Source organism: Curtobacterium sp. PhB172, assembly GCF_003752545.1.
Lineage (GTDB): Bacteria > Actinomycetota > Actinomycetes > Actinomycetales > Microbacteriaceae > Curtobacterium.
On the sequence record NZ_RKIF01000011.1, the window covers coordinates 1 to 21,973 of the forward strand.

At 72.2% G+C, this 21,973-nt stretch carries 17 protein-coding genes, 1 tRNA gene, 1 pseudogene and 1 riboswitch; of the genes and pseudogenes, 9 read left to right on the forward strand and 10 right to left on the reverse strand.

Annotated elements, in window-relative coordinates; translation table 11 throughout:
- Positions 1-402 (forward strand): annotated as a pseudogene (locus EDF42_RS15710) (dolichol-phosphate mannosyltransferase); the annotation flags it as partial.
- A gap of 149 nt (positions 403-551) precedes the next feature.
- Here EDF42_RS15710 and treZ read toward each other — a convergent pair.
- The 3 genes from treZ to glgX are packed head-to-tail and all read right to left on the reverse strand — an operon-like array spanning position 552 to position 7,035.
- Positions 552-2,306, reverse strand: a complete 1,755-nt coding sequence (gene treZ / locus EDF42_RS15715; RefSeq protein ID WP_123673284.1) for a malto-oligosyltrehalose trehalohydrolase — start codon at positions 2,304-2,306, stop codon at positions 552-554.
- Complete coding sequence (gene treY / locus EDF42_RS15720) at positions 2,303-4,804, reverse strand: malto-oligosyltrehalose synthase (protein WP_123673286.1); 2,502 nt, start codon at positions 4,802-4,804, stop codon at positions 2,303-2,305. The genes treZ and treY overlap by 4 nt, the downstream gene beginning before the upstream one ends.
- Entirely contained in the window at positions 4,801-7,035 is a 2,235-nt protein-coding gene (glgX, locus tag EDF42_RS15725) for a glycogen debranching protein GlgX (RefSeq protein WP_123341134.1), read from the reverse strand. Before glgX ends, treY begins: the two co-directional genes overlap by 4 nt.
- A 129-nt stretch (positions 7,036-7,164) precedes the next feature.
- Here glgX and EDF42_RS15730 point away from each other — a divergent pair, with 129 nt between their 5' ends.
- From EDF42_RS15730 to EDF42_RS15745, 4 genes are all read left to right on the forward strand, one after another.
- Entirely contained in the window at positions 7,165-7,485 is a 321-nt protein-coding gene (locus tag EDF42_RS15730; RefSeq protein ID WP_111086838.1) for a hypothetical protein, read from the forward strand.
- 99 nt (positions 7,486-7,584) lie between these two features.
- Positions 7,585-7,696, forward strand: a riboswitch (TPP riboswitch).
- Positions 7,692-8,330 (forward strand): ECF transporter S component, encoded by a 639-nt coding sequence (locus EDF42_RS15735; RefSeq protein ID WP_123294023.1) that lies wholly within the window; start codon positions 7,692-7,694, stop codon positions 8,328-8,330. It overlaps the preceding riboswitch by 5 nt.
- Before the next feature lie 2 nt (positions 8,331-8,332).
- Positions 8,333-10,945: an ATP-binding cassette domain-containing protein gene (locus tag EDF42_RS15740; RefSeq protein WP_221181037.1), complete on the forward strand. Its 2,613-nt coding sequence runs from the start codon at positions 8,333-8,335 to the stop codon at positions 10,943-10,945.
- Positions 10,938-11,597: an ATP-binding protein gene (locus tag EDF42_RS15745; protein ID WP_221181038.1), complete on the forward strand. Its 660-nt coding sequence runs from the start codon at positions 10,938-10,940 to the stop codon at positions 11,595-11,597. The genes EDF42_RS15740 and EDF42_RS15745 overlap by 8 nt, the downstream gene beginning before the upstream one ends.
- A gap of 105 nt (positions 11,598-11,702) precedes the next feature.
- Here the strand turns inward: EDF42_RS15745 and EDF42_RS15750 are convergent, their stop codons facing one another.
- Entirely contained in the window at positions 11,703-13,106 is a 1,404-nt protein-coding gene (locus EDF42_RS15750; RefSeq protein ID WP_260235534.1) for an MFS transporter, read from the reverse strand.
- 102 nt (positions 13,107-13,208) lie between these two features.
- Between EDF42_RS15750 and EDF42_RS15755 the strand changes: the two genes are divergently transcribed.
- Positions 13,209-14,642 (forward strand): LLM class flavin-dependent oxidoreductase, encoded by a 1,434-nt coding sequence (locus EDF42_RS15755; RefSeq protein ID WP_123673290.1) that lies wholly within the window; start codon positions 13,209-13,211, stop codon positions 14,640-14,642.
- Positions 14,639-15,904, forward strand: coding sequence for an acyl-CoA dehydrogenase family protein (locus EDF42_RS15760; RefSeq protein WP_123673292.1), 1,266 nt, complete (start codon positions 14,639-14,641; stop codon positions 15,902-15,904). The genes EDF42_RS15755 and EDF42_RS15760 overlap by 4 nt, the downstream gene beginning before the upstream one ends.
- A 125-nt stretch (positions 15,905-16,029) precedes the next feature.
- Here EDF42_RS15760 and EDF42_RS15765 read toward each other — a convergent pair whose 3' ends face one another.
- The 5 genes from EDF42_RS15765 to EDF42_RS15785 all read right to left on the reverse strand — a co-directional run bounded on the left by EDF42_RS15765 (position 16,030) and on the right by EDF42_RS15785 (position 19,767).
- On the reverse strand, positions 16,030-16,374 hold the full coding sequence (locus EDF42_RS15765) for a metallopeptidase family protein (RefSeq protein ID WP_123341128.1): 345 nt from the start codon (positions 16,372-16,374) through the stop codon (positions 16,030-16,032).
- 124 nt (positions 16,375-16,498) lie between these two features.
- Positions 16,499-16,574 (reverse strand) — tRNA-His (locus EDF42_RS15770).
- Positions 16,575-16,649: 75 nt separating this feature from the next.
- Entirely contained in the window at positions 16,650-17,288 is a 639-nt protein-coding gene (orn, locus tag EDF42_RS15775; RefSeq protein ID WP_123673294.1) for an oligoribonuclease, read from the reverse strand.
- Positions 17,289-18,088: 800 nt separating this feature from the next.
- A complete protein-coding gene (locus tag EDF42_RS15780; RefSeq protein ID WP_123673296.1) occupies positions 18,089-19,330 on the reverse strand; it encodes an MFS transporter in 1,242 nt (413 codons plus the stop codon).
- Positions 19,327-19,767: a MarR family winged helix-turn-helix transcriptional regulator gene (locus tag EDF42_RS15785; RefSeq protein WP_123341126.1), complete on the reverse strand. Its 441-nt coding sequence runs from the start codon at positions 19,765-19,767 to the stop codon at positions 19,327-19,329. Before EDF42_RS15785 ends, EDF42_RS15780 begins: the two co-directional genes overlap by 4 nt.
- A gap of 81 nt (positions 19,768-19,848) precedes the next feature.
- Here EDF42_RS15785 and EDF42_RS15790 point away from each other — a divergent pair, with 81 nt between their 5' ends.
- Both EDF42_RS15790 and EDF42_RS15795 read left to right on the forward strand, forming a co-directional pair.
- A complete protein-coding gene (locus EDF42_RS15790) occupies positions 19,849-20,139 on the forward strand; it encodes an oligoribonuclease (protein ID WP_111086801.1) in 291 nt (96 codons plus the stop codon).
- A 29-nt stretch (positions 20,140-20,168) separates the two neighbouring features.
- Positions 20,169-20,429 carry a thioredoxin family protein gene (locus EDF42_RS15795; protein ID WP_123313641.1) on the forward strand — a complete coding sequence of 87 codons (261 nt, stop codon included), beginning with the start codon at positions 20,169-20,171 and terminating at the stop codon, positions 20,427-20,429.
- On the opposite strand, the gene EDF42_RS15800 is transcribed toward EDF42_RS15795, so the two are convergent.
- The gene (locus tag EDF42_RS15800) at positions 20,373-21,965 is read right to left on the reverse strand and encodes a DUF6716 putative glycosyltransferase (protein WP_123673298.1); all 1,593 of its coding nucleotides are present in this window, start codon (positions 21,963-21,965) and stop codon (positions 20,373-20,375) included. The two genes, EDF42_RS15795 and EDF42_RS15800, sit on opposite strands and share 57 nt — an antisense overlap.
- Between the last annotated feature and the right edge of the window lie 8 nt (positions 21,966-21,973).

Below are 21,973 nucleotides of genomic sequence, written 5' to 3' on the forward strand. Positions count from 1 at the left end.
TGGTACCGCGAACTGCTCTCCCGTGGCGGGAACCTCTACACGCGCCTGGCGCTCGGCATCGCTGTCCGCGACGCCACCGGCGGGTTCCGGGTCTTTACCTCGCGGGCGTTCGAGCGGATCGACCTGGCCGGCGTCGCCTCGAAGGGCTACTGCTTCCAGGTCGACCTGTGCTGGCGTGCCCTCGAGGCCGGTCTGCGCGTCGTCGAGACCCCGATCACGTTCACGGAGCGGGAGTTCGGTGTCTCGAAGATGAGCGGCAACATCGTGCGCGAGAGCCTGGCCCTCGTGACGAAGTGGGGCATCGACCGCCGCATCCGCGAGACCCGTTCCCTGGTCAAGGACCACCGGAAGCTGCCGTCCGTGCGCACCAACGCACACGCCGTGGCCGACCACGCGGCCTGACCCGCTGGAACGGCGTCCGACGTCGGCGTCCGACGTCGGCCCCCGGCGTCGGTACCGCGAAAGCGACAGTGTCCCGCGAACCATTCGCAGGACACTGTCGCTTTCGCGGATCGGGCTCCCATGGGCAGCCCGGGCGCCGAGCGCACTGACTAGCGCAGCACCACCACGCCCCGCCCGCGAAACCGCACGCAGTCCGTCGCGACGTCGGCCGCTCCGAACCGGTAGAGCTCTTCGCCGGTGGCACCGGGGACCGGCACCTCGGCAGCGTCGTCGAGGAAGTTCACCACGACGTGCACGGGTGCCACGTCCGGTCCGAGCAGCCCACGTGTGAGCACCAACCACCGCCGGTCCTCGCTGAACCGCACGGCGTTCGCCTCGTACCGGTGGTCGACGAAGGCCTGGTCGGTCCGGCGCAGGGCGACGAGCACCCGGTAGGCGCGCAGGATCGCCGCACCCCGCTCGGAACTGACGTCGGCCCAGTCGAGCTTCGAGTTCGTGAACGTCGTCGGGTCCTGCGGGTCCGGCACGGCCGACTCGTCCCAGCCGTGCTCCGCGAACTCGCGGATGCGGCCCTCGGCCGTCGCCTTGCCGAGCTCGGGCTCCGGGTGCGAGGTGAAGAACTGCCACGGTGTCGTCGCGGCGAACTCCTCGCCCATGAACAGCATGGGCGTGAACGGACCCAGCAGCGTCAGTGCCGCGGCGATGACGAGGCCTTCGTCGTCGAGCGTCGCCGCCAGACGGTCGCCCGCCGCGCGGTTGCCGATCTGGTCGTGGTTCTGGTTCGTGACCACCAGCGCCGTCGCCGGGGAGGTCCCACGGTCGATCGGTTGCCCGTGGCGTCGGCCACGGAACGACGACCACGTGCCGTCGTGGAAGAACCCGTGGTCGAGCACCTTCGCGAGCGCCGACAGCGGTGCGAAGTCGGCGTAGTACCCGTTCGTCTCGCCCGTCAGCGCCACGTGCACGGCGTGGTGGAAGTCGTCGGACCACTGTCCGGCGAGCCCGTACCCGGCGGCTTCCCGCGGGCGGAACATCACCGGGTCGTTGAGGTCCGACTCGGCGATCAGCGACAGCGGACGACCGACGAAGGAACCGTAGGCGTCCGTCTCGTCGGCCATCTCGGCCAGCACGTGCGGTCGGGTGGTGTCGCGGATCGCGTGCACGGCGTCGAGTCTGAGCCCGTCGACGTGGTGGTCGCGGAACCACATGCGCACGTTGTCGAGGACGTACCGACGCACCTCGGGGTGCTCGACGTTCACCGAGTCACCCCACGTGTTCGCGAGCCCCTGCACCAGGTACGGCCCGAACAGCGGCAGGTAGTTGCCGCTCGGCCCGAGGTGGTTGTAGACGACGTCCTGGATGACGCCCAGGCCGAGTGCGTGCGCCGTGTCGACGAAGCGGTCGTAGGCGTCGGGGCCGCCGTACGGGGCGTGCACCGCGTACCAGGCGACCCCGTCGTAGCCCCAGTTCCACTCGCCGTTCACACCGTTCACGGGCAGCAGTTCGACGAACTCGACGCCGAGCTCGACCAGGTGGTCGAGCTTCTGCGCCGCCGCGTCGAGGGTGCCCTCCGGCGTGTACGTGCCGACGTGCATCTCGTAGATCACGGCACCGCGGGCTGGACGTCCGGTCCACGACTCGTCGGTCCACGCGAAGCGCGCAGGGTCGACGACGGCGGACGTGCCGTGCACTCCGTCCGGCTGGAAGCGGCTGCGGGGGTCGGGTCGCACCGCGTCGTCGTCGCCGAGGCGGAACCCGTAGCGGGCACCGACGACCGGCATGATCGCGTCGGTCGACCACCAGTCGTCGTCGCCCCGGGTCAGCGGGTACTCGACGTCGTCGACGACCAGCCGGACGCGGTCCGGCTCGGGCGCCCAGACGGCGTAACGGTCGGGTGCGGTCATGCGTGACCCTCCAGGATGTCGATCTCCGCTTGCGCGTCGGACTCGGTCGCCGGGGTGGTCCGGGCAGTCGACCGGGAGGCCCGTTCCGCGTCGGACGCGTCGGTCACCGTGTCGGCGTGGCCGGGTTCCCCGACCGTGGCGGCCGGCACGAGCAGCGCGACCGGGTAGGTGGTGAGCAGGTCCGCGAGTGCGATGCCCCGGCTGGCCGGGAAGGTCCTGCCGGTGAGCAGGTCGACCCGGTCGACGGGGACGGCGTGCACGAGGGTGTCACCCCAGCCACCGACCCGTTCGAGGCCGATCGGCAGTCGCGTGGCGACCGTGACGGCACCGCCGCGGTCGAACGCGACGACGTGGTCCGCCGCGCTGCCCGTCGCCTCGAGCGCGAGGTACCGCGTGAAGAGCTCCGGGTGGTCGCGGCGGAGACGGAGTGCACGGGCGGTCACGAGGAGCTTCGCGGCGCCGTCGATCCCGATCGCCGGGAGGTCCTCGGGGCCGTCGTCGTCCGGGCCGTCGATCTCGGCGAGGACGTGGCGCCGTTCGGCGTAGTCCACGGCTCGGCGGTTGTCGGGGTCGACGAGGGACCGGTCCCAGAACTCGGTGCCCTGGTAGACGTCGGGGACGCCGGGTGCCGTGAGCTGCACGAGCTTCTGCGCGAGCCCGTTCGACCACCCAGCCGCGTCGATCCGTTCGTCGAGGGCATCGAGCACGGCCACCACGGCGGGCTCGTCGAACGCTGCGTCGACGAGGGCGTGCATGCGCTCCTCGAACGCCGTGTCCGGCTCGGTCCAGGTGGTGCTGTCGCCGGCTTCGCGTGATGCCTTCTCGGCGTAGGCGTGCAGCCGCTCACGACTCGCGGGTCGGGCGCCGACGATCGCCTGCCAGAGCAGGTCCGCGAACACGCGGTCCTCGAGCGGGACGAGGGACTGCAACCGGTCGAGCGCGTCGGCCCACTCGCTGCCGAGCTCGGCCAGGACCGCGATGCGTGCGCGGGTGTCCTCGCTGCGCTTCGTGTCGTGGGTGGTGAGCGTCGTCATGGTGTGCGGCCAGCTGCCGAGTCGGTCGCGCTGCGCCTGGTGGAAGTCGGCCACGGACACCGCGAAGACGCTCGGGTCACCCCCGACCTCGCTCAGGGACGTCAGGCGCGATGTGCGGTAGAACGCGGTGTCCTCGACGCCCTTGGCCATCACCATGCCGCTCGTCTGCTGCAGGCGGATCGCGGCGGCGTTCTCCGGGTCGACGAGCGCCGGGGCGATCCGGTCGATGACGTCGTCGAGGTCGGGACGGGCCTCTGCCGCGCGTTCGAGCGACGCGATGAGGTGGTGCGCGCCCTCGGGCAGGTAGGTGCGGTACACGTCGAACGACGCCACGACCTCGGCGAGGGCGTCGACGAGCCGTTCGTGCGTGATCGCGTCCGCTCCGGCGGTGACCGGCGCGAGCAGTCGGGCGAGTCGCTCGACCTCGCTGCCGAGGATCCCGTCGGCGATGCCGCGGCGGGTGTCGTGCGTGAGCTGCTGCCACTCGGCGGGCTCCGCGCCCGATGCCGCGGTCAGCGCGGGTTCGCCCGCGGGGTCGACGAGCACACGGTCCAGGACGCCGAGCGCGTCGTACCCGGTCGTGCCGTCGACCGGCCAGGAGCTCGGGAGCTCCTCGCCGGGTTCGAGGATCTTCTCGACGAGGGTGTACGCACCGCCGGTCAGCTCGGCGAGGTCCTGCAGGTAGCCGGCGGGGTCGTACAGTCCGTCCGGGTGGTCGATGCGCAGTCCGTCGACGAGGCCGTCGCGGAACCAGCCGCCGATGACGCCGTGCGACGCCGCGAACACCTCGGGTTCCTCGACCCGGATGGCCGCGAGCGTGTTCACCGCGAAGAACCGGCGGTAGTTCAGCTCGTGGTCCGCACGCTTCCAGTGCACGAACGCGTAGTGCTGCAGCGCGTGCACGGCCTCGACCGAGTCGCCCGGGTGGGCGGTGCCCGGCGCGGTCGGGTACGCGGTCTCGCCGACCCGGAGCACCGGGTGCTCGGCGTCGGACGTGTCGAGCGTCACCGCGTCGAGCAGCCGGTCGTCGAGGACCGGCACCCGGACCTTGCCGTCGCCGGCGTCCCAGTCGACGTCGAACGCCCAGGCGACGGGGGAGCCCTGGCCGAGTTCGAGCAGGGACCACCACCACGGGTTGACCGCCGGGGTGGCGACCCCGACGTGGTTCGGGACGACGTCGACCAGCACGCCGAGCCCGACCGCGTGCGCGGCCTCGGCGAGGACCCGGAGGGCCTCGTCGCCGCCGCGGTCGGTGTCGACGTGCGTGTGGTCGACGACGTCGTAGCCGTGGTTCGAGCCGGGCTCCGACTGCAGGACCGGCGACAGGTACAGCCAGTCGGCCCCGAGGTCGTGCACGTAGTCGACGAGGTCGCGTGCGGCGGCCAGGTCGAAGTCCGCCGACACCTGCAGCCGGTACGTCGAGACGGGCACGCGACGCCCGGCCCCCGTCGTGCCGGTCGTCATCGCGCGGTGCCGCTCGGTGCGGTGGAACCGGCCGGGTTGGCCGGGGTGACGGCGTCCTGCGGGGACCGGGGCTCGGGGGCGCCGTCGTGGTGCTGCACCTCGACCGGGGTGACCGAGACCTCGTGGTTCGGCTCGGCACGCAGGACGATCATCGACCGCGCCGGCACGTCGAGCGGTGTGCCCGCCTCGACGATGTCGTCGCGGGCACCGGGCTCGGCGGTGTCGATGCGGACCGTCCAGCCGGGTGCGTACTCCTCGGGCGGCAGCGTGAAGGTCACGACGTCGTCGTGGGCGTTGAAGTACGTGATGAACGCAACGTCGGTGACGCGCTCGCCGCGGGAGTCACGCCCGCGGATGCCGTCGCCGTTCAGGTACATGCCGACGCTCTTGCCGAAACCGGAGTCCCAGTCCTCCGGCGACATGGCGTCGCCCTCGGGCGTGAGCCAGACCACGTCGGGCAGCGGCTCGTCCTGACCACGGCGCACCGGGCGCCCGTTGAAGTACCGGGTGCGGCGGAACGTCGGGTGGTCGTGGCGCAGCTTGACGACGTCGGCCGTGAACTGGACGAGGTCGTCGTCCGCGGTGTCCCAGTCGATCCAGCTGAGCTCGGAGTCCTGTGCGTAGACGTTGTTGTTGCCGGACTGCGAACGGCCGAGCTCGTCACCGTGGGCGATCATCGGCACGCCCTGGCTGAGGAGCAGCGTCGCCAGGAAGTTCCGGCGTCGCTGGAGCCGCAGGGCGTTCACGGACTCGTCGTCCGTCGGGCCCTCGGCGCCGGAGTTCCAGGACCGGTTGTGGCTCTCGCCGTCGTTGTTGTCCTCGCCGTTGGCGTCGTTGTGCTTCTCGTTGTAGGCGACGAGGTCGTACAGCGTGAATCCGTCGTGGGCGGTGATGAAGTTGATGCTCGCCTTGGGCGTCCGGCCGTCGTGCTCGTACAGGTCGGCCGAGCCCGAGATGCGCGAGGCGAACTCACCGAGGGTCGACGACTCGCCGCGCCAGAAGTCGCGCACGGTGTCGCGGTACTTGCCGTTCCACTCGGACCACTGGGGCGGGAAGTTGCCGACCTGGTAGCCGCCGGGGCCGACGTCCCACGGCTCGGCGATGAGCTTGACCTGCGACACGATCGGGTCCTGCTGCACGAGCTCGAAGAACGCGGACAGCCGGTCCACCTCGTAGAACTCGCGGGCGAGCGCCGAGGCGAGGTCGAAGCGGAAGCCGTCGACGTGCATCTCGGTCACCCAGTAGCGCAGGGAGTCGAGGATGAGCTGCAGCGAGTGCGGGTGCCCGACGTTGAGCGAGTTCCCGGTGCCCGTGTAGTCCATGTAGAACTTCTTGTCGTCGTCCACCAGGCGGTAGTACGCCGCGTTGTCGATGCCGCGGAACGACAGCGTCGGCCCGAGGTGGTTGCCCTCGGCGGTGTGGTTGTAGACGACGTCGAGCACGACCTCGATGCCGGCACGGTGGAGCTCCCGCACCATCGTCTTGAACTCCTGCACCTGCTGCCCCTGGTCGCCCGAGGACGAGTACGAGGAGTGCGGCGCGAAGAAGCCGATGGTGTTGTAGCCCCAGTAGTTCGACAGCCCCTTGTCCTGCAGGGTCGAGTCGTTCACGAACTGGTGCACCGGCATGAGCTCGAGCGTCGTGATGCCGAGTCGCTTCAGGTGCTCGATGACCGCGGGGTGCGAGACGCCGGCGTAGGTGCCGCGCTGCTCTTCGGGTACGTCGGGGTGGGTCTCGGTGAGGCCCTTGACGTGCGCTTCGTAGATGACCGTCTCGCCGTAGGGCGTGCGGGGTGCGCGGTCGCCCTGCCAGTCGAAGAACGGGTTGATCACGACGCCCTTCATCATGTGCGCCGCGGAGTCGTCGTCGTTCGTCGAGTCCGGGTCGCCGAACGTGTAGGCGAAGAGCGACTGGTCCCAGTCGATCTCGCCGCTCGTCGCCTTGGCGTAGGGGTCGAGCAGGAGCTTCGACGGATTGCAGCGTGCACCGTTGTCGGGGTCGTACGGGCCGTGGACACGGAAGCCGTACTCCTGGCCGGGGCCGACGTTCGGCAGGTATGCGTGCCAGACGTAGGCGTCGACCTCGACGAGGGGGATGCACTCTTCGTTGCCGTCGGTGTCGAACAGACAGAGTTCGACGCGCTCGGCGACCTCACTGAAGAGCGCGAAGTTCGTGCCGCTTCCGTCGTAGGTCGCCCCGAGCGGGTACGGGTTGCCGGGCCAGGTGTGCAAACGGTCCTCCAGGTGATGGTCGCGCCAACATATCGGTGACACCCGTCCGCGTCCGCAGACAAGCACCAGCTGTGTACCCGTGCGCGCGTGGCCCGCCCTGTGGAGGAACGGACGAGTAGCGTCGCGCGCATGGCCAACATCGTCACGCAGATCGCAGACAAGGTACGCCCGATCGGCGTCTCCACGAACTACGGAGACCCCGTCGAGGTCGGCGACCAGACCCTCATCCCGGTGTCCCTCGGCTGGTTCGGCTTCGGGGGCGGCGGGGACGACGAGAACGGCGGCGGCGGTGGCGGCGGCGCGTCGATCCCGGTCGGCGCGTACATCCGTCGCCCCGGCAAGGACCTCGAGTTCGAGCCGAACCTCATCTCGCTCGTCGCCGTGAGCATCCCGCTCGTCTGGGTGACCGGCACCGTGCTCCGCAAATTGGTGCGCGTCCTGAAGAAGTAGCGACACATCGGACGGGAGGCCCGTGGCGGACCCGCCACGGGCCTCCCGTCCGATGTGTGGTCGCGACCCGTCACGTGGTCGCGACCACGTCTAGACTGCTGGGACACACACGGGAGTCCGGGACCGCCGGGCTGAGAGGGAGCGAGTGGCGCTCCGACCGTCGAACCTGATCCGGATCATGCCGGCGCAGGGAGGAGTCCAGCACCATGTCTTCTGGCACGTCATCAACCGTCCACACCGCACCGCGGCGATCGCTGCGCTGGCGGGTCGTCGACATCGTCGTCGCGAGCGTGCTCGCGGTGGCGCTCGGCGTCGTCTTCCGGCTGTGGGAGTTCGGCTACGAACCCATCAGCGCCGTCATGGACCTCGTCCTCCCGGGAACGAAGGCCCTGTTCGGCGGAGTGTGGTTGCTCGCCGGCCCGCTCGTCGCGATCGTCGTCCGCAAGCCCGGTGCCGCGCTCTACGGCGAGATGGTCGCCGCGTCCGTCGAGGCACTGTTCGGCACGCAGTGGGGGTGGCTGACGCTCGAGGCCGGACTGGTCCAGGGACTCGGTGCCGAGATCGTCCTCGCACTCTTCCTGTACCGCGTGTACCGGCTGCCGGTCGTCGTCCTGGCGGGCGCCGCAGCCGGCCTCGCGCTCGGCATCAACGACACCGTGCTGTGGTACCCGGGTCTCGACGCCGCGTTCAAGGTCGTCTACGTCGTGTGCGCGATCGTGTCGGGTGCCGTCATCGCGGGCGCCGGCTCGTGGCTGGTCGTCCGGGCGCTCGCACGCACCGGCGTGCTGTCGTCGTTCGCGGCCGGCCGGGAGCACAGCCGGCGTCGGCCGCGCGAACTGGTGTGACGGTGTCCGCTCCGTCGTCGACGTCCCCGGACGTCGTCGGCGTGCGCGCCGCGCGCATCGCGTTCCGCGACTGGGGGTGGCGCTACCCCGAACGCGCCGAGTGGGCCGTCCGCGGCGTCGACCTGACCGTCGAGCCGGGGGAACGGGTCGCGATCGTCGGGCCGTCCGGCTCCGGCAAGTCGACGCTGCTCCGGGCAGTGGCCGCCGTGCTGCCCGACGAACCCGACCCCACCGACGACACCGCTGCTTCCGTGCAGGGCTCGGTCCTGGTCGACGGTGCCGACCCCCGCGCGGTCCGCGGGCGTGTCGGCCTCGTCATGCAGGACCCCGAGGCGCACACCGTGATGTCGCGGATCGGCGACGACGTGGCCTTCGGGTGCGAGAACCTCGGCGTCCCGCGCGACGAGACCTGGGCACGGGTGCGGGCGGCGCTCGCGGTCGTCGGGCTCGACCTGCCGCTCGACCGTTCGACCGCGATGCTCTCCGGCGGCCAGCGGCAACGACTGGCGCTCGCCGGGGTGCTCGCGATGCGTCCGGGAGCCCTCGTGCTCGACGAACCCTGCGCGAACCTCGACCCGGCCGGCGTGGCCCAGGTGCACGACGCCGTCCGCGCACTGCTCGACGAGACGGGGGCGACCCTGCTCGTGGTGGAGCACCGGATCGGCACCTGGCTCGACCTGGTCGACCGGCTCGTGCTGCTCGAACCCGGCGGCGGGGTCGTCGCGGACGGCGCGCCTGCCGAGGTGCTCGCGCGCCACGGCGCCGCACTCACCGCGGCCGGGGTGTGGGTGCCCGGCGCCGAGCCCGAGCGTGGTGCGGCCCGCGGGCGGATCCGTGCGGCTGCGCGAACGGGCGAAATGCCCGGGTCGGCCGCCGAGGCCACCGCGGCATTTCGCCCGCTCGGCGAGGGGGCCGGAGAGGTGGCGGGCGACGAGTTCCGTGCGGCTGCGCGAACGGGCGAAATGCCCGGGTCGGTCGCCGGGGGGACCGCGGCATTTCGCCCGCTCGGCGAGGGGGCGGGCGCGGGCGTCGGGGCGGGGGCGGGCACTGGGGCGGGCGCGCTGCTCGTGGCGCGGGACCTCGGGACTGCCCGGGGCAAGCGACAGCGGGTGGGCAGCGGGATCGACCTCGAACTCCGAGCCGGGCAGGTCCTGGCGATCACGGGGCCGAACGGGATCGGCAAGTCGACGCTCGGCCTCACGCTCGCGGGGCTCCTGCCGCCGGTCGCGGGGGAGCTCGCCGCCACGCAGGACCTCGCCACCGGCCTCGGCCCGGCGCCGCACACGTGGTCGAGCCGTGAACTCGCCGCCCGCATCGGCACCGTCTTCCAGGACCCCGAGCACCAGTTCGTCGCCGGCTCCGTCCGCGAGGAGGTCGAGGCCGGCCCCCGCGCGATCGGTGCTCCGGACTCCACGGGTCGGGCGGACGTGCTCCTCGGCGAGTTCGGCCTCGCCCACCTCGCCGACGCCAACCCGTTCACGCTCTCCGGCGGCGAGCAGCGACGGCTCGCCATCGTCGCGGTCGTCGCCGCGCGGCCGCCGGTCGTCGTGCTCGACGAACCGACCTCCGGGCAGGACCGGTCCACGTGGGACGCCGTCGTCCGGCACCTCGGAGCGCTCGCCGACGCCGGTACCACCATCGTCGCCGTCACGCACGACCGCGACCTGATCCGGGCGCTCGACGCCGACGAGGTCGTGCTCGCGGCGGACGGCGCCCGGCGTGTGGACCGCGACCAAGGGGGTGTGACGGCGACCACCCCGGAGACGGGGCCGACGTCGACGGGCCGAACCGCGCCTCCAGGCCGAACCGACGCAACGACCGCGACCGCGACCGATCCGCCCGCGACCGCCACCGACCGGACAGACCACCGCCGCGGCGTCCGCGCCGTCCAACCGGTGGCCTCGCTCGTCGGCGTCCTCGCGCTCGGCGTGTGCCTCGTGCTGAGCCTGGACGTCGTGTCCGCAGCCGTCGCCCTCGCGGTCGAGCTCGCGCTGCTGCCCCTCCTGCGGCTGCCGGTGCGGACCCTGCTGCTGCGGGTGTCACCGGTCCTGGTGGCCGTGCCGCTCACGGCGGTGAGCATCGCGCTGTACGGGCGGCCCTCCGGACGGGAGTGGTTCGACTTCGGCTTCGCCCACGTCACCGACGGGTCGCTGACGCTCGCGTTGGCGACGGCGCTCCGCGTGCTCGCGGTGGGGCTGCCCGCGGTCGCGTTGTTCATCCGCGTCGACCCGACCGATCTGGCCGACGGGCTCGCGCAGGTGCTGCGGCTGCCGGCACGGTTCGTGCTCGGGGCCCTCGCGGCCATCCGGATGATGACGCTGCTGGTGGACGACTGGCGGCAGCTCGCGATGGCGCGGCGTGCGCGGGGTCTTGCTGACACCGGGCGGCTGCGGCGCGGGGCGTCGATGGCGTTCGCGCTGCTGGTCCTGGCACTGCGACGGGCGACGACGTTGGCGGTGGCGATGGAGTCGCGCGGGTTCGGGGCTCCCGGGCGACGCACGTGGGCGCGGGCCGCACGGTTCGCGTGGGCGGAGTGGGCGATGGTGGCGGTGCTCGTCGGGATCGGTGTCGCGTCGATCGCGGTCGCCGTGGCAGCGGGGACCTGGCATGCGTGAGTCGGCGGACCCGGCGGACCCGGCGGACCCGGCGGACCCGGCGGACCCGGCGGACCCGGCGGACCAGGTGGACCAGTTGGACCCGGCGGACCCGGTGGACCCGGTGGACCCGGTGGACCCGGCGGACGGCGAGGGCCTCGCCGCAGGCGTCGCTGCGGCCGCGGCCGGTGCTGCGGCGGCATCGGGCGGGCGCCTCGTGGTCCTCGTCGACGGCCGCTCCGGCACCGGCAAGACGACTCTCGGCGATCAGCTCGCGCAGCTGCTGGGGGCGCAGGTCGTGCACCTCGACGACGTCTACCCGGGGTGGGACGGACTCCGCGCGGCGGCCGACGCCGTGGTCCGCGACGTGCTCGGGCCTCCCAGCGGGTACCGCCGGTGGGACTGGGTGTCCGACGGCCCGGCGGAGTGGACCGCGGTCGACCCCGACCTGCCGATCGTGATCGAGGGTTGCGGGGCGGTGTCCCGGGCGTCGGTGGCGCTGGCCTCGTTGGCGGTGTGGCTCGAGGCCGACGACGCAGTCCGCTGGGACCGGGCGATCGGCCGCGACGGCGACACCTTCGCGCGCGAGTGGGACCGGTGGGCGGCGCAGGAGCAGGACTTCATCGCCGCCGAGGACCCGGCGTCCCTCGCCGACGTGGTGCTGCGGACGTAGCGGACCGCCCGGCGCGGCCAGCTGGCCGCGCCGAGTCTCGGGCCGGCCGCGCCGAGTCTCGGGCTGAGCGACAGTTCACGGACGCCCGAGCGCGAGAACTGTCGCTCACCGCGAGACTCGGCCCCGCGCAGCGCCCCGCGCAGCGCCCCGCGCACCGCCCCGCGCACCGCCCCGCGCACCGCCCCGCGCCCGCGCGACCGGATCCACCGCGAACACCGCCGCCACGATGGTCAGCACCGCGTACACCCCGAGGTACCCGCACAGGATCCACGGCGAGCCCCCACCGAGCTCCACGAACACCGCGGCCAGCAGCGGCGTGAGTCCCACCGAGAAGATCGACCCGATCTGGTACCCGAGCGACATCCCCGAGTAGCGCCGACCGGTCGGGAACTGCTCCGCGAACCAGGCCGCCTGCGGCCCGTAGATGCTGTCGTGGAAGACGCACATCCCGATCAGCGCCACGAGCGGCAGCAGCACGAGCGGCCCGGCGTCGAGGAACGCGAAGAACGGCCAGATGAGCACGGCGATGCCGACGGCCGACCAGATCGTGAGCACGCGGCGTCCCACCCGGTCGGACAGCCACCCCCAGAACGGCGTCGACACGAGCGACACCGCCGAGATGACGAGCACCGCCTGGAGCCCGGCGGCCGACCCTTCCTCGCCGCGTTTCGCCAAGAGGTACGTCAGCGAGTACGTCGTCAGGATCGAGTACAGCGCCGGCTGCACCAGGCGCAGTCCGGCGGTCACCAGGATCGCGCGCGGGTGGTGCCGGATCGCCTGCCAGACCGGGAACCGCTCGACCCCGCCGGAGGCCCGCAGCTCCTGGAACACCGGAGCGTCCTGCACACCGAGCCGGATCACCAGTCCGACGGCCACGATCACCGCGGAGAACAGGAACGGCAGCCGCCACCCCCAGGCCAGGAACGCCTCGTTGCCGAGCAGGGACCGCACCACGGTGAACACGCCGGTCGCGAGCAGCATCCCACCCGCCGATCCCATCTGCGTGAACGCCCCGAACAGCCCGCGGTGCCGTTCGGGTGCGTGCTCGACGGACAGCAGTGCAGACCCGCCCCACTCCGCGCCGGCGGCGACACCCTGCAGCAGCCGCAGGAACACCAGCGCGACGACGGCACCGACCCCGATGGTCGCCGCCGACGGCACGACCCCGATCAGGGTCGACGCGATGCCCATCAGCACCAGGGACGCGACGAGCAGCTTCTTGCGTCCGATGCGGTCGCCCAGGTGTCCGGCGATCACCCCGCCGAGCGGCCGCGCGACGAAGCCGACCCCGTAGGTCGCGAACGACGCGATCACCCCGACCGCGGGCGTCACCGACGGGAAGAACGTGGGCGCGAACACCAGGGCGGACGCCGTCGCGTACAGGTAGAAGTCGTAGTACTCGACCGTCGTGCCGACGAACGAGGCGAGGGCGACCCGACGGCGGGTCGCGGTGGTCGACGGTGCGGCGGGACGGCCGGGAGGCGCGGTGACGGTGCTCGGGGTCGGCATGCCTCAGGAGCATGGTCGCCTCCAGGGCCGGGGGGAACACCGCGCGTAACGGAAGGTCACGTCGCTGTCGTCCGGCGGTGCCCGCCGACCACGATGGGGTGCATGAGCGATGCACCGAACCGACCGCTGCGCTTCGCGGCCTTCGTCATGAACACGACGTCGCACATCCAGCACGGCCTCTGGCGGCACCCGGACGCCCGCCAGGCCGACTTCGACGATGTCACGCTCTGGACCGACCTGGCGAGGACCCTCGAGCGCGGCAAGTTCGACGCGATGTTCTTCGCCGACGTCGTCGGGACCTACGGGCCGGGGCGCGGCGACTACTCGACCAACCTGCGCGAGGGGCTGCAGATCCCCTCGGACGACCCCTCGGTGTTGCTCTCCGCGCTCGCCGTGTCGACCGAGCACCTCGGCCTGGCGTTCACGTCGAGCGTCATCCAGTCGCACCCGTTCGACTTCGCCCGCAAGGTCTCCACCCTCGACCACATCACCCGGGGCCGGATCGGCTGGAACGTCGTCACGAGCGCGCTCGACAGCGCCGCCCGGAACTTCGGCGCCGACCGGCTCGAGGAGCACGACGAGCGCTACGTCTGGGCCGAGGAGTACCTCGAGGTCTGCGCGAAGCTCTGGGAGGGCTCGTGGGAGGACGGCGCCGTGCTGAAGGACCCGGTGCGTGGCTACGCCGACCCCGACAAGGTGCACCGCATCGATCACCACGGGAAGCGCTACGACGTGCAGGGGCCGCACCTGAGCGCGCCGAGCCCGCAGCGGACGCCGGTGCTGTTCCAGGCCGGCTCCTCGCCCGCCGGTCGGGCCTTCGCCGCACGGAACGCCGAGGCCCAGTTCATCCTGACCTCGAACCGCGACGCCACCGAGCAGCTCATCCGCGAGACCCGCGACCTCGCCCGGGCAGCCGGGCGTCGGCGGGAGGACATCGCGTTCTTCCTCGGGCTGACCTTCGTCACCGGGTCCACCGAGGCCGAGGCGAAGGCGAAGGAAGCGGAGATCGACGAGTACCTGGCCGCCGACGGCTTCCTGGTGCACTCGAACCTCGGCTTCGACCCGGACACCGGCGAGGCCCTCGACCCGGACACCCCGCTGTCCGAGGTCCGCACCCACGCCGGGCAGTCGCACCTGCAGTGGCTCCGCGAGGCCGCCGGCGACCGCGAACCCACGATCGCCGACCTCGCCCGCCTGTCCGCCAAGCTCCGTGCGCGGGTCGTCGGCACACCCGACCAGATCGCCGACGAGCTCGCCGACTGGCAGCGCGTCGGCGTCGACGGGGTGAACGTCATCAACTGGACCCTGCCCGGCTCGTACGAGGAGTTCGTCGACCACATCGCGCCCACCCTGCAGGAGCGTGGGCTGATGCAGTCCGAGTACCGCGAGGGGACCCTGCGCGAGAAGCTCTTCGGGCACCCGCAGCTGCCGGACTCGCACCCCGCCCGGCAGTGGCGCGGCGCGTTCACGGGCGGCGCGAGCGCGACCGTGCCGGCGCCTGCGGACGCGGCACGTGCCGTGGAGGTGACCGCATGACGGCCGCGACGACGACCGACGGACGGGTGACGGGCCTCCCGGCCGATCGTCTGGCGACCCTGCGCGAACGCTTCGCACCCGTGTTCGCGACCATCCGCGAGGGCGCGGTCGAGCGCGAGCTCGCCTCCGGCACCCCCGGCGACCGGCCGTTGCCGCACGCCGAGGTCCGCGCACTCGCCGACGCCGGGTTCGGGCGGCTGCGCGTCCCCGAGGACCGCGGCGGGTTCGGCGTGAGCCTGGTCGAACTCGTGCACCTGGTGGCGGACCTGGCGGCCGCGGACTCGAACATCGCGCACCTGTGGCGGGGGCACTTCGGGTACACCGAACTCGTGCTGCTCCGGCGATCGTCGGCCGGACGGGATGAGTGGCTCCAACGCATCGTCGACGGGGCGATCGTGGGGAACGCGACCTCGGAGCGGACCGGGACGACCCTGGCCGACATCTCGACGACGGTGACGCCGGCTGGCGATTCCCTCCGTCTCGACGGGCGGAAGTTCTACTCGACCGGCACGCTCTACGCCGACTGGATCTACCTGGCGGCGGACCGCTCGGGGGACCGCGTGACGTTCGCCGTGCCGGTCGACGCGCCGGGCGTGACGAGCGTCGACGACTGGGACGGGTTCGGCCAGCGGCTGACCGCCTCCGGCACCACGGTCTTCGAGGGTGTGCCGGTCGACCCCGCCGTGGTGTCGGCGTACAAGGACGCCCCGCTGTCGCACATCCAGGCCTTCTACCAGCTGTACCTGCTGGCAGTCCTGGCCGGCATCGGACAGGCGGTGTCCGACGATGCGGTCGCCTTCGTGCGGCCGCGGACCCGGACGTACATCCACGCGAACGCGGCGACGCCGGGGGAGGACCCGCAGGTGCTGGCGGTCCTCGGTCGGTTGTCCGCCGGGGCGTTCACCGCCCGGTCGCTCGTCGTCGCGGCCGCGGGGCTGCTCGACCAGGTCGTCGCGACGAACGAGCCGGGGGTCGGGGTCGACCACGTGCTGCTCGATGCCGCCGAGAACGCCGTGTACCAGGCGCAGGTCGAGATCGGGCCGCGGGTTCTCCGGTCGTGCTCTGAGCTGTTCGAGGTCGGCGGGGCGTCCGCTGCCGACCGGACGCGCGCGCTGGACCGGCACTGGCGGAACGCGCGCGTCGTGGCGTCGCACAACCCGGCCGTCTACAAGGAGCGGCTCGTGGGGGAGTACGCGCTGCACGGGCGGGGGCCGGTGGACGCGTGGGAGAAGTACCACGAGGTGGGGCCGACGCGGTTCTGAGGGGCGCGGGGGCTGTCCGGGCGGAGGCGGCGAGACTCGGCGTGGGCGACACTTCTCGCGTCCCGAGCGCCGAGAAGTGTCGTGCAGCCCGAGTCTCGGCCCCCGCGCGACGAGTCTCGGGGCGCCTACGCCCAGCCGAGCTCGTGCAGCCGCTCGTCGTCGATGCCGTAGAAGTGCCCGATCTCGTGCACGAGGGTGGTGTGCACCTCGTCCTTGAGCTCCTCGACGGTGTCGCACTCGGCCAGGTGCTGCTTGCGGAACACCACGATGCGGTCGGGCAGCTCGCCGAAGCCGTACTGCCCGCGCTCGGTCGCCGCGATGCCGTCGTACACGCCGAAGAGCTCTTCGCCGTTCTCCGGCTCGTCCTCGACCACGAACACCACGTTGTCGAGCCCGTCGACCATCTCGTCGGGGAGCAGGTCGAGTTCGTCGGTCACGAGCTGCTCGAAGTCGTCGGCGGACATCTCCATCACGCAGGGATCGTCCCACACCGCGCTGACCACTCGCGGCGAAGCCGCACGGCGTCGGAGGCGCCCAGACAAACACTGAGGAAGAGTCCTGGTTGCGTCACACGCAACAGGACTCTCCCTCGACTGGGGTGAATAACGGGTCTCGAACCCGCGACCTCCTAGACCACAACCAGGCGCTCTACCAACTGAGCTATATCCACCATGCACACACCGGCGGACCGGCGCGACCACTCAATAGTAGTACATGCTGCGGGCGGTGCCGACCACCCGTGTCGTCACTCGGCCGCAGGCTGTGCCAAGCGCGGTTCCCACTTCTCGACGACCTCGTCCTGGACGGCACGCACCTCGTCGGTGGTCGGCCCCGGCTCGGCGACGAAGCCGGCGCGGCGGTAGTACTCGAGCTCGCGGATCGACTCGAGGATGTCCGCGAGGGCACGGTGCCCGCCGTGCTTCTCCGGCGAGTTGAAGTACACGCGCGGGAACCAGCGGCGGCAGAGCTCCTTGATGCTCGACACGTCGACGCTGCGGTAGTGCAGGTGCCCGTCGACGCGGGGCATGTACTTGGACAGGAACGCGCGGTCGGTGCCGATGGTGTTGCCGGCCAGGGGGGCGGTGCCCTCGGCCGGGACGTGCTCGAGGATGTACTCGAGCACCTGGTACTCGGCGTCCGCCAGGCTGACGCCGTTCGGGATCTCCTCGATGAGTCCCGACGTGACGTGCATGTTCGTCACGAACTCGTTCATGTTGTCGAGCGCGGACTGGTCCGGCTTGATCACGATGTCGAATCCGGGGTGCACGGGCTCGAGGTCGAAGTCGGTGATGACCACGGCCACCTCGACGAGTTCGTCGACCTCGAGGTCGAGGCCGGTCATCTCGCAGTCGATCCAGACGAGGCGGTCATTCGCGGTTGCCATGTGCACGATCCTATTCCCGGCGTGCGCACGCCCCGTGCGCAGGTGGTGCGCGGCCGGTGTGGGGCTCGCGTCCGCGGCTGGTGCGCGGTCGCGTCCCCCGAACCCGCGAGCGGGCGAAATGCCCGGGTCGCGTCGCGAGGCACACGGGCGTTTCGCCCGCTCGCGGGCGCGGCGGTGCCGGAGGCGCGTGTGGCGGTGGTGGTGACGGCCTGGAGGCCCGGTTCCGGTCCGCCGGGCGGGCGCCGCGCCTCCCGGCTGGTCGCGTCCAGTGCGCGCACCGCGAGCGGGCGAAATGCCGCGGTTGCGCGGCGGGGTGACGCGGGCATTTCGCCCGCTCGGCGAGGCGCTCGGCGAGACCCTGGGGAGGGGCTGCGCTCTGGCCACTCCGCGCCAGCGCGAGCGGGCGGAATGCCCGGGTCGCGTCGGGAGGCACCCAGGTGTTTCGCCCGCTCGGCGAGCGGGCCGGCCGAGGGGGCGGGGCGGACGCACGCCCGGCGGTGACGATGGCCACCTGGAGGCCCGGTGGCTGTCCGTCGGACTGGCGCCGCGCCTCCAGGCTGGTCGCGCCCAGTGCGCAGAGCGCGCGCGGGCGAAATACCCGGGCCACGTTGCAGGGGACCCAGACATTCCGCCCGCTCGCGGCCGGCCAGCCGGGCGGACGACGGCAGGCGGACGTGCGTGGGCAGAGCGCGAGTGGGCGAAACACCCGGGCTGCGTCGGGAAGTACCCGGGTGTTTCGCCCGCTCGCGGAAGCGGCGGCGGGGTGGGGCGGGGCGGGGCGGGGCGGGTGAGCTGTGCGGCTAGGACATCTCGCCGGCGCCGATCGCCTCGGCCTCGATGCGCTCTGGCTCGGCACCGTCGTCCACGCGGCGCAGGACCTTCGTGGTGCAGAGGATGACGACGAACGCGACGGCGACGGACGCTCCGGCGAAGACGTACGCGGCCGAGGGGGCGTACGCGTCGGCGAGCAGGGTCGCGACGGGCGGGGCGATGGCGCCGCCGATGAAGCGGACGGCCGAGTAGGCGCTCGAGGCGACCGAGCGGGGCAGGTCCGTGGCCTCCATGACGCACTCCGTGAGCACCGTGTTCAGAACACCGAGCACGAGTCCACCGATGATGACGCAGATGATGAGGCCGACCTGCGAGTCCACGACGACGGCCGCGGCGAAGAGGTCGAGTGCCAGCAGGGGCAGCGCGATCTTCAGCACCGTCGTCCTGCGGAGACGGGCGGTGAGCATCGGGGCGACCCAGACGGAGGTGATCGCGAGACCGAGCCCCCAGCCGAAGAACGTGAAGCCGATGCCGAGCGCACCGAAGCCGAGCGGGAACGGCGTGTAGGCGAGCAGGACGAAGAAGCCGATGTTGTAGAAGAGAGCGGTCGCGGCGAGTGCGGCGAGCGCGGGACGGCCGAGGGCGCGGAACGGCGCCGAGAGCTTCGTGGGCGTGGGCTTCTCGAGGCTGCCGGTCTTGAGGAGCGCCACGATGGCGATGAACGCGACGGCCATCAGGGTGGTGACGCCGAAGAACGGGCCGCGCCAGCTGACCGACCCGAGCAGGCCGCCGACGAGCGGGCCGACGGCGATGCCGATGCCGAGCGCTGCTTCGTACAGGATGATCGCCGAGGCGGTCCCGCCCGACGCTGCACCGACGATGGTCGCCAGGGCGGTGGAGATGAAGAGCGCGTTGCCGAGGCCCCAGCCGGCACGGAAGTCGATGATGCTCCACACGCTGTTCGACGTCGCGGCGAGGACCGAGAACACGACGATGAGCGCCAGGCCGATGAGCAGCGTGCGCTTCGCGCCGATGCGGCTCGAGACCCAGCTCGTGAAGAACATCGCGACGCCGGTGACGGCCAGGTAGCTCGTGAAGAGCAGTTCGGTCTGCGCTGGGGTCGCCTTGAGCGATCCAGCGATCGCGGGGAGGATCGGATCGACGAGGCCGATGCCCATGAAGGCGACGACGCAGGCGAAGGCGATCGCCCAGACCGCTGAGGACTGCTTGAGGATGGAGCCGGACTGGCCGGCAGGTGCGTGGGCGTTCACGCGGTGGTCTCCGTTCTGGTGTTCGTGCGCTGGGCGATCAGGACGGACGCGTGGTGCAGCACGTCCCAGTCGTCGTCGGTGAGGTCGGCGAACAACGGGCCGACCGTGTCGGTGAGCGTGGCGCGCCAGGCGGTGAGCCGGGCGCGCCCCGCGTCGGTGATCTCGATGAGCTGGCCGCGGGAGTCGTCGGGGTCGACGCTCCGCGTGACCAGGCCGTCGGCGAGCATGCCCGTGACGAGCCGGGTCATCGTGGGTTGCGCCACGCGCGAGGCCGCCGCGAGCTCACCGAGCCGGAGCGGCTCGTCGGACTCGAGGATGCCGAGCGTGCGCCAGACCGCTGCCGACGTGGTGTTGCCCGTCGACTGCGCGGCGCTGCGGATCAGGCGGTTGACGGAGACGAGGAGTGTCTCGATCGTCTGCGCACGCGTTGTTTCCATAGCTGAACTATATAGCAATGCTATGCGTTCTGCAACAGACCGCAACAGACCGCATCAGGGGCCGCCTGGTAGAAGGGATGCATGAGCGACATCACCATCCACGAAGGCGACGAGTACACCGCGATCTTCCACGGCGGACCCTTCGACGGCACGACCGACACCCGCACCGCGACGAGCGACGCGCTGGACGACGAGGTCACGGTGTTCGCCGACGTCGAGGGCCTGCAGACGGCCTTCACCTACCGCGCCACCAAGTCCCGTCAGGTCCTCGACCAGACCTCGGTCGAGTTCACCTACGAGCCGGGGGAGTCCGACCCGGTGGACGACCTCGCCGACCGCGGCGACCGCAGCGGCGAGTTCGACCGGGAGTAGAACCCCGCGCCGCCGCGTTGCACGGTCACATGCAGCTCGACCTCTGGACGTCCGCCTTCTGTGCGCCGTGCGCCGCCGCCCGCCGGGTGTCGGCCGAGGCGTCGGCGCTCGTCCCCGGGCTCGCCGTGACCGAACGCGACGTGGCGTCGTACCCCGACGACGCAGAGGACCTCGGCATCCGTTCCACGCCCACGATCATCGTGCGGCGGGAGGACGGGGCCGAGGTCTTCCGTTCACCCGGGGTCCCCACCCGCGACCAGCTCCTGCTGGCGATCGCCAAGGCCCTCTGACGCGGCGTTCGCCGCGCCGCCCGCCACGCGCTCGCCGCCCGCCACGCGCTCGCCGCCCGCCACGCGCTCGCCGCCCGCGCCGCCCGCCACGCGCTCGCCGCCCGCGCCGCCCGCCGCCCGTTGGGAAGTCGGCGCCGCCACCACGACCGGCTCCGGCGGGTCGACCAGCGCCCTGGCCTTCCGCGCGAGCCGCTTGGTCGTCCGGATCGGCGCCCCGATCACGAGCGCGAGCCAGCCCAGCGCCGAGCGGTCCGCTCCGCCCAGGGCGTTCTTCCGCTCCCAGGCCCGGCGCAGTACCCCGCCCCGGCTGCGGCGTGCGGGTTCCCGGTCGACGAGGGTCCCGGCGTCCCGCTGCACCATGAGCTCGGTGAGCCGGCGCTGCCAGTCGTCGTCCGAGGCCGGGTGGAAGTAGTTGTCCTGCATCCAGCTCGGGCGGACCGTCCCGAACCGGCCGTCCACCAGGTCGACCGAGTCGCCCTCGAGGCCGCTCGACACGAACACCTCGTTGATGAGGTGGCGGCCGATGCCGAAGTCCGTCAGCGTCAGCGCGGGCACACCACGTGCGGCCGCTTCGAGCACCGCCGTCGAGCTGATCGTCACGAGGGCAACCGCACGGTCGAGGTGTTCGGCCATCGGCCCGCTCTCGACCACGAGGTTCGCCGGTGCGTCGGCCGGCACGAGGTCGGGGTAGGGGTGTTCCTCGCGGTGCGTCTGGTGTTCGCCGGCGGCCGCGCGGGTCTTGATCACGACGCGCCACTCCGGGTGCTGCCGTGCGGTCGCGACGAGCCACTCCACGACGAGGGCCCGGTCGACGCGCTCCAGCGGGACGCTCGGCTGGGCTGCGAAGACGACGGCGTCGCGGACGGGGGCACCGTTCGCGCCCGTGCTGGCGCTCGCAGTCGCGCCCGTGCTGGCGGTCGAGCTCCGGGCGAAGGGCAGCGTGGCGAGCGCGAAGTGCGGCTCCACACCGCCCTCGGTCGCCATCTCCTCGTACGCCCGTACCTCGCGGTGGCTGTGCAGCACGAACAGGTCGGCACGCGCACGGAAGAAGATGCCCTTCCACTTCGCCGGGAACGAGATGCCCGGCAGGCCGGACACCAGCACCGGCCGGTCCGGGATCCGGCGGTGCACCTCGTCGATGACGAGTTCGGCGACCGGGCCGATCAGGGACACGAGGACGGCGTCGGGCGGATCGACGCGGAGCTCCTCGACGACGGCGTCGACGTCCTTCGGCGTCGGCGGAGTCGCCCGCAGGTGCGCGAGTCGTGCGTCGAGCCCGCGGAACGCCGAGCGCAGCTGCTTCGCGCTGGCCGAACGCGGCGTCGCGACGGTCCGCAGGTCGAGGTCCCAGCCGGCCGGTGCCGCCGCGAGCAGGTGGGCGCCCCACTTGGCGAACGAGTCGGTGTCGACCAGGGCGACCACACGTCGGCCGCGGGATGACGGGCCGGACGGGAGGCGCGCCTCCCGTCCGGCGGTCGACGCACCCCCGTCAGCCGGCACGTCCAGGGCGCCGGTCTCGTCGACCGGGCCGCTCACGCGGTCTC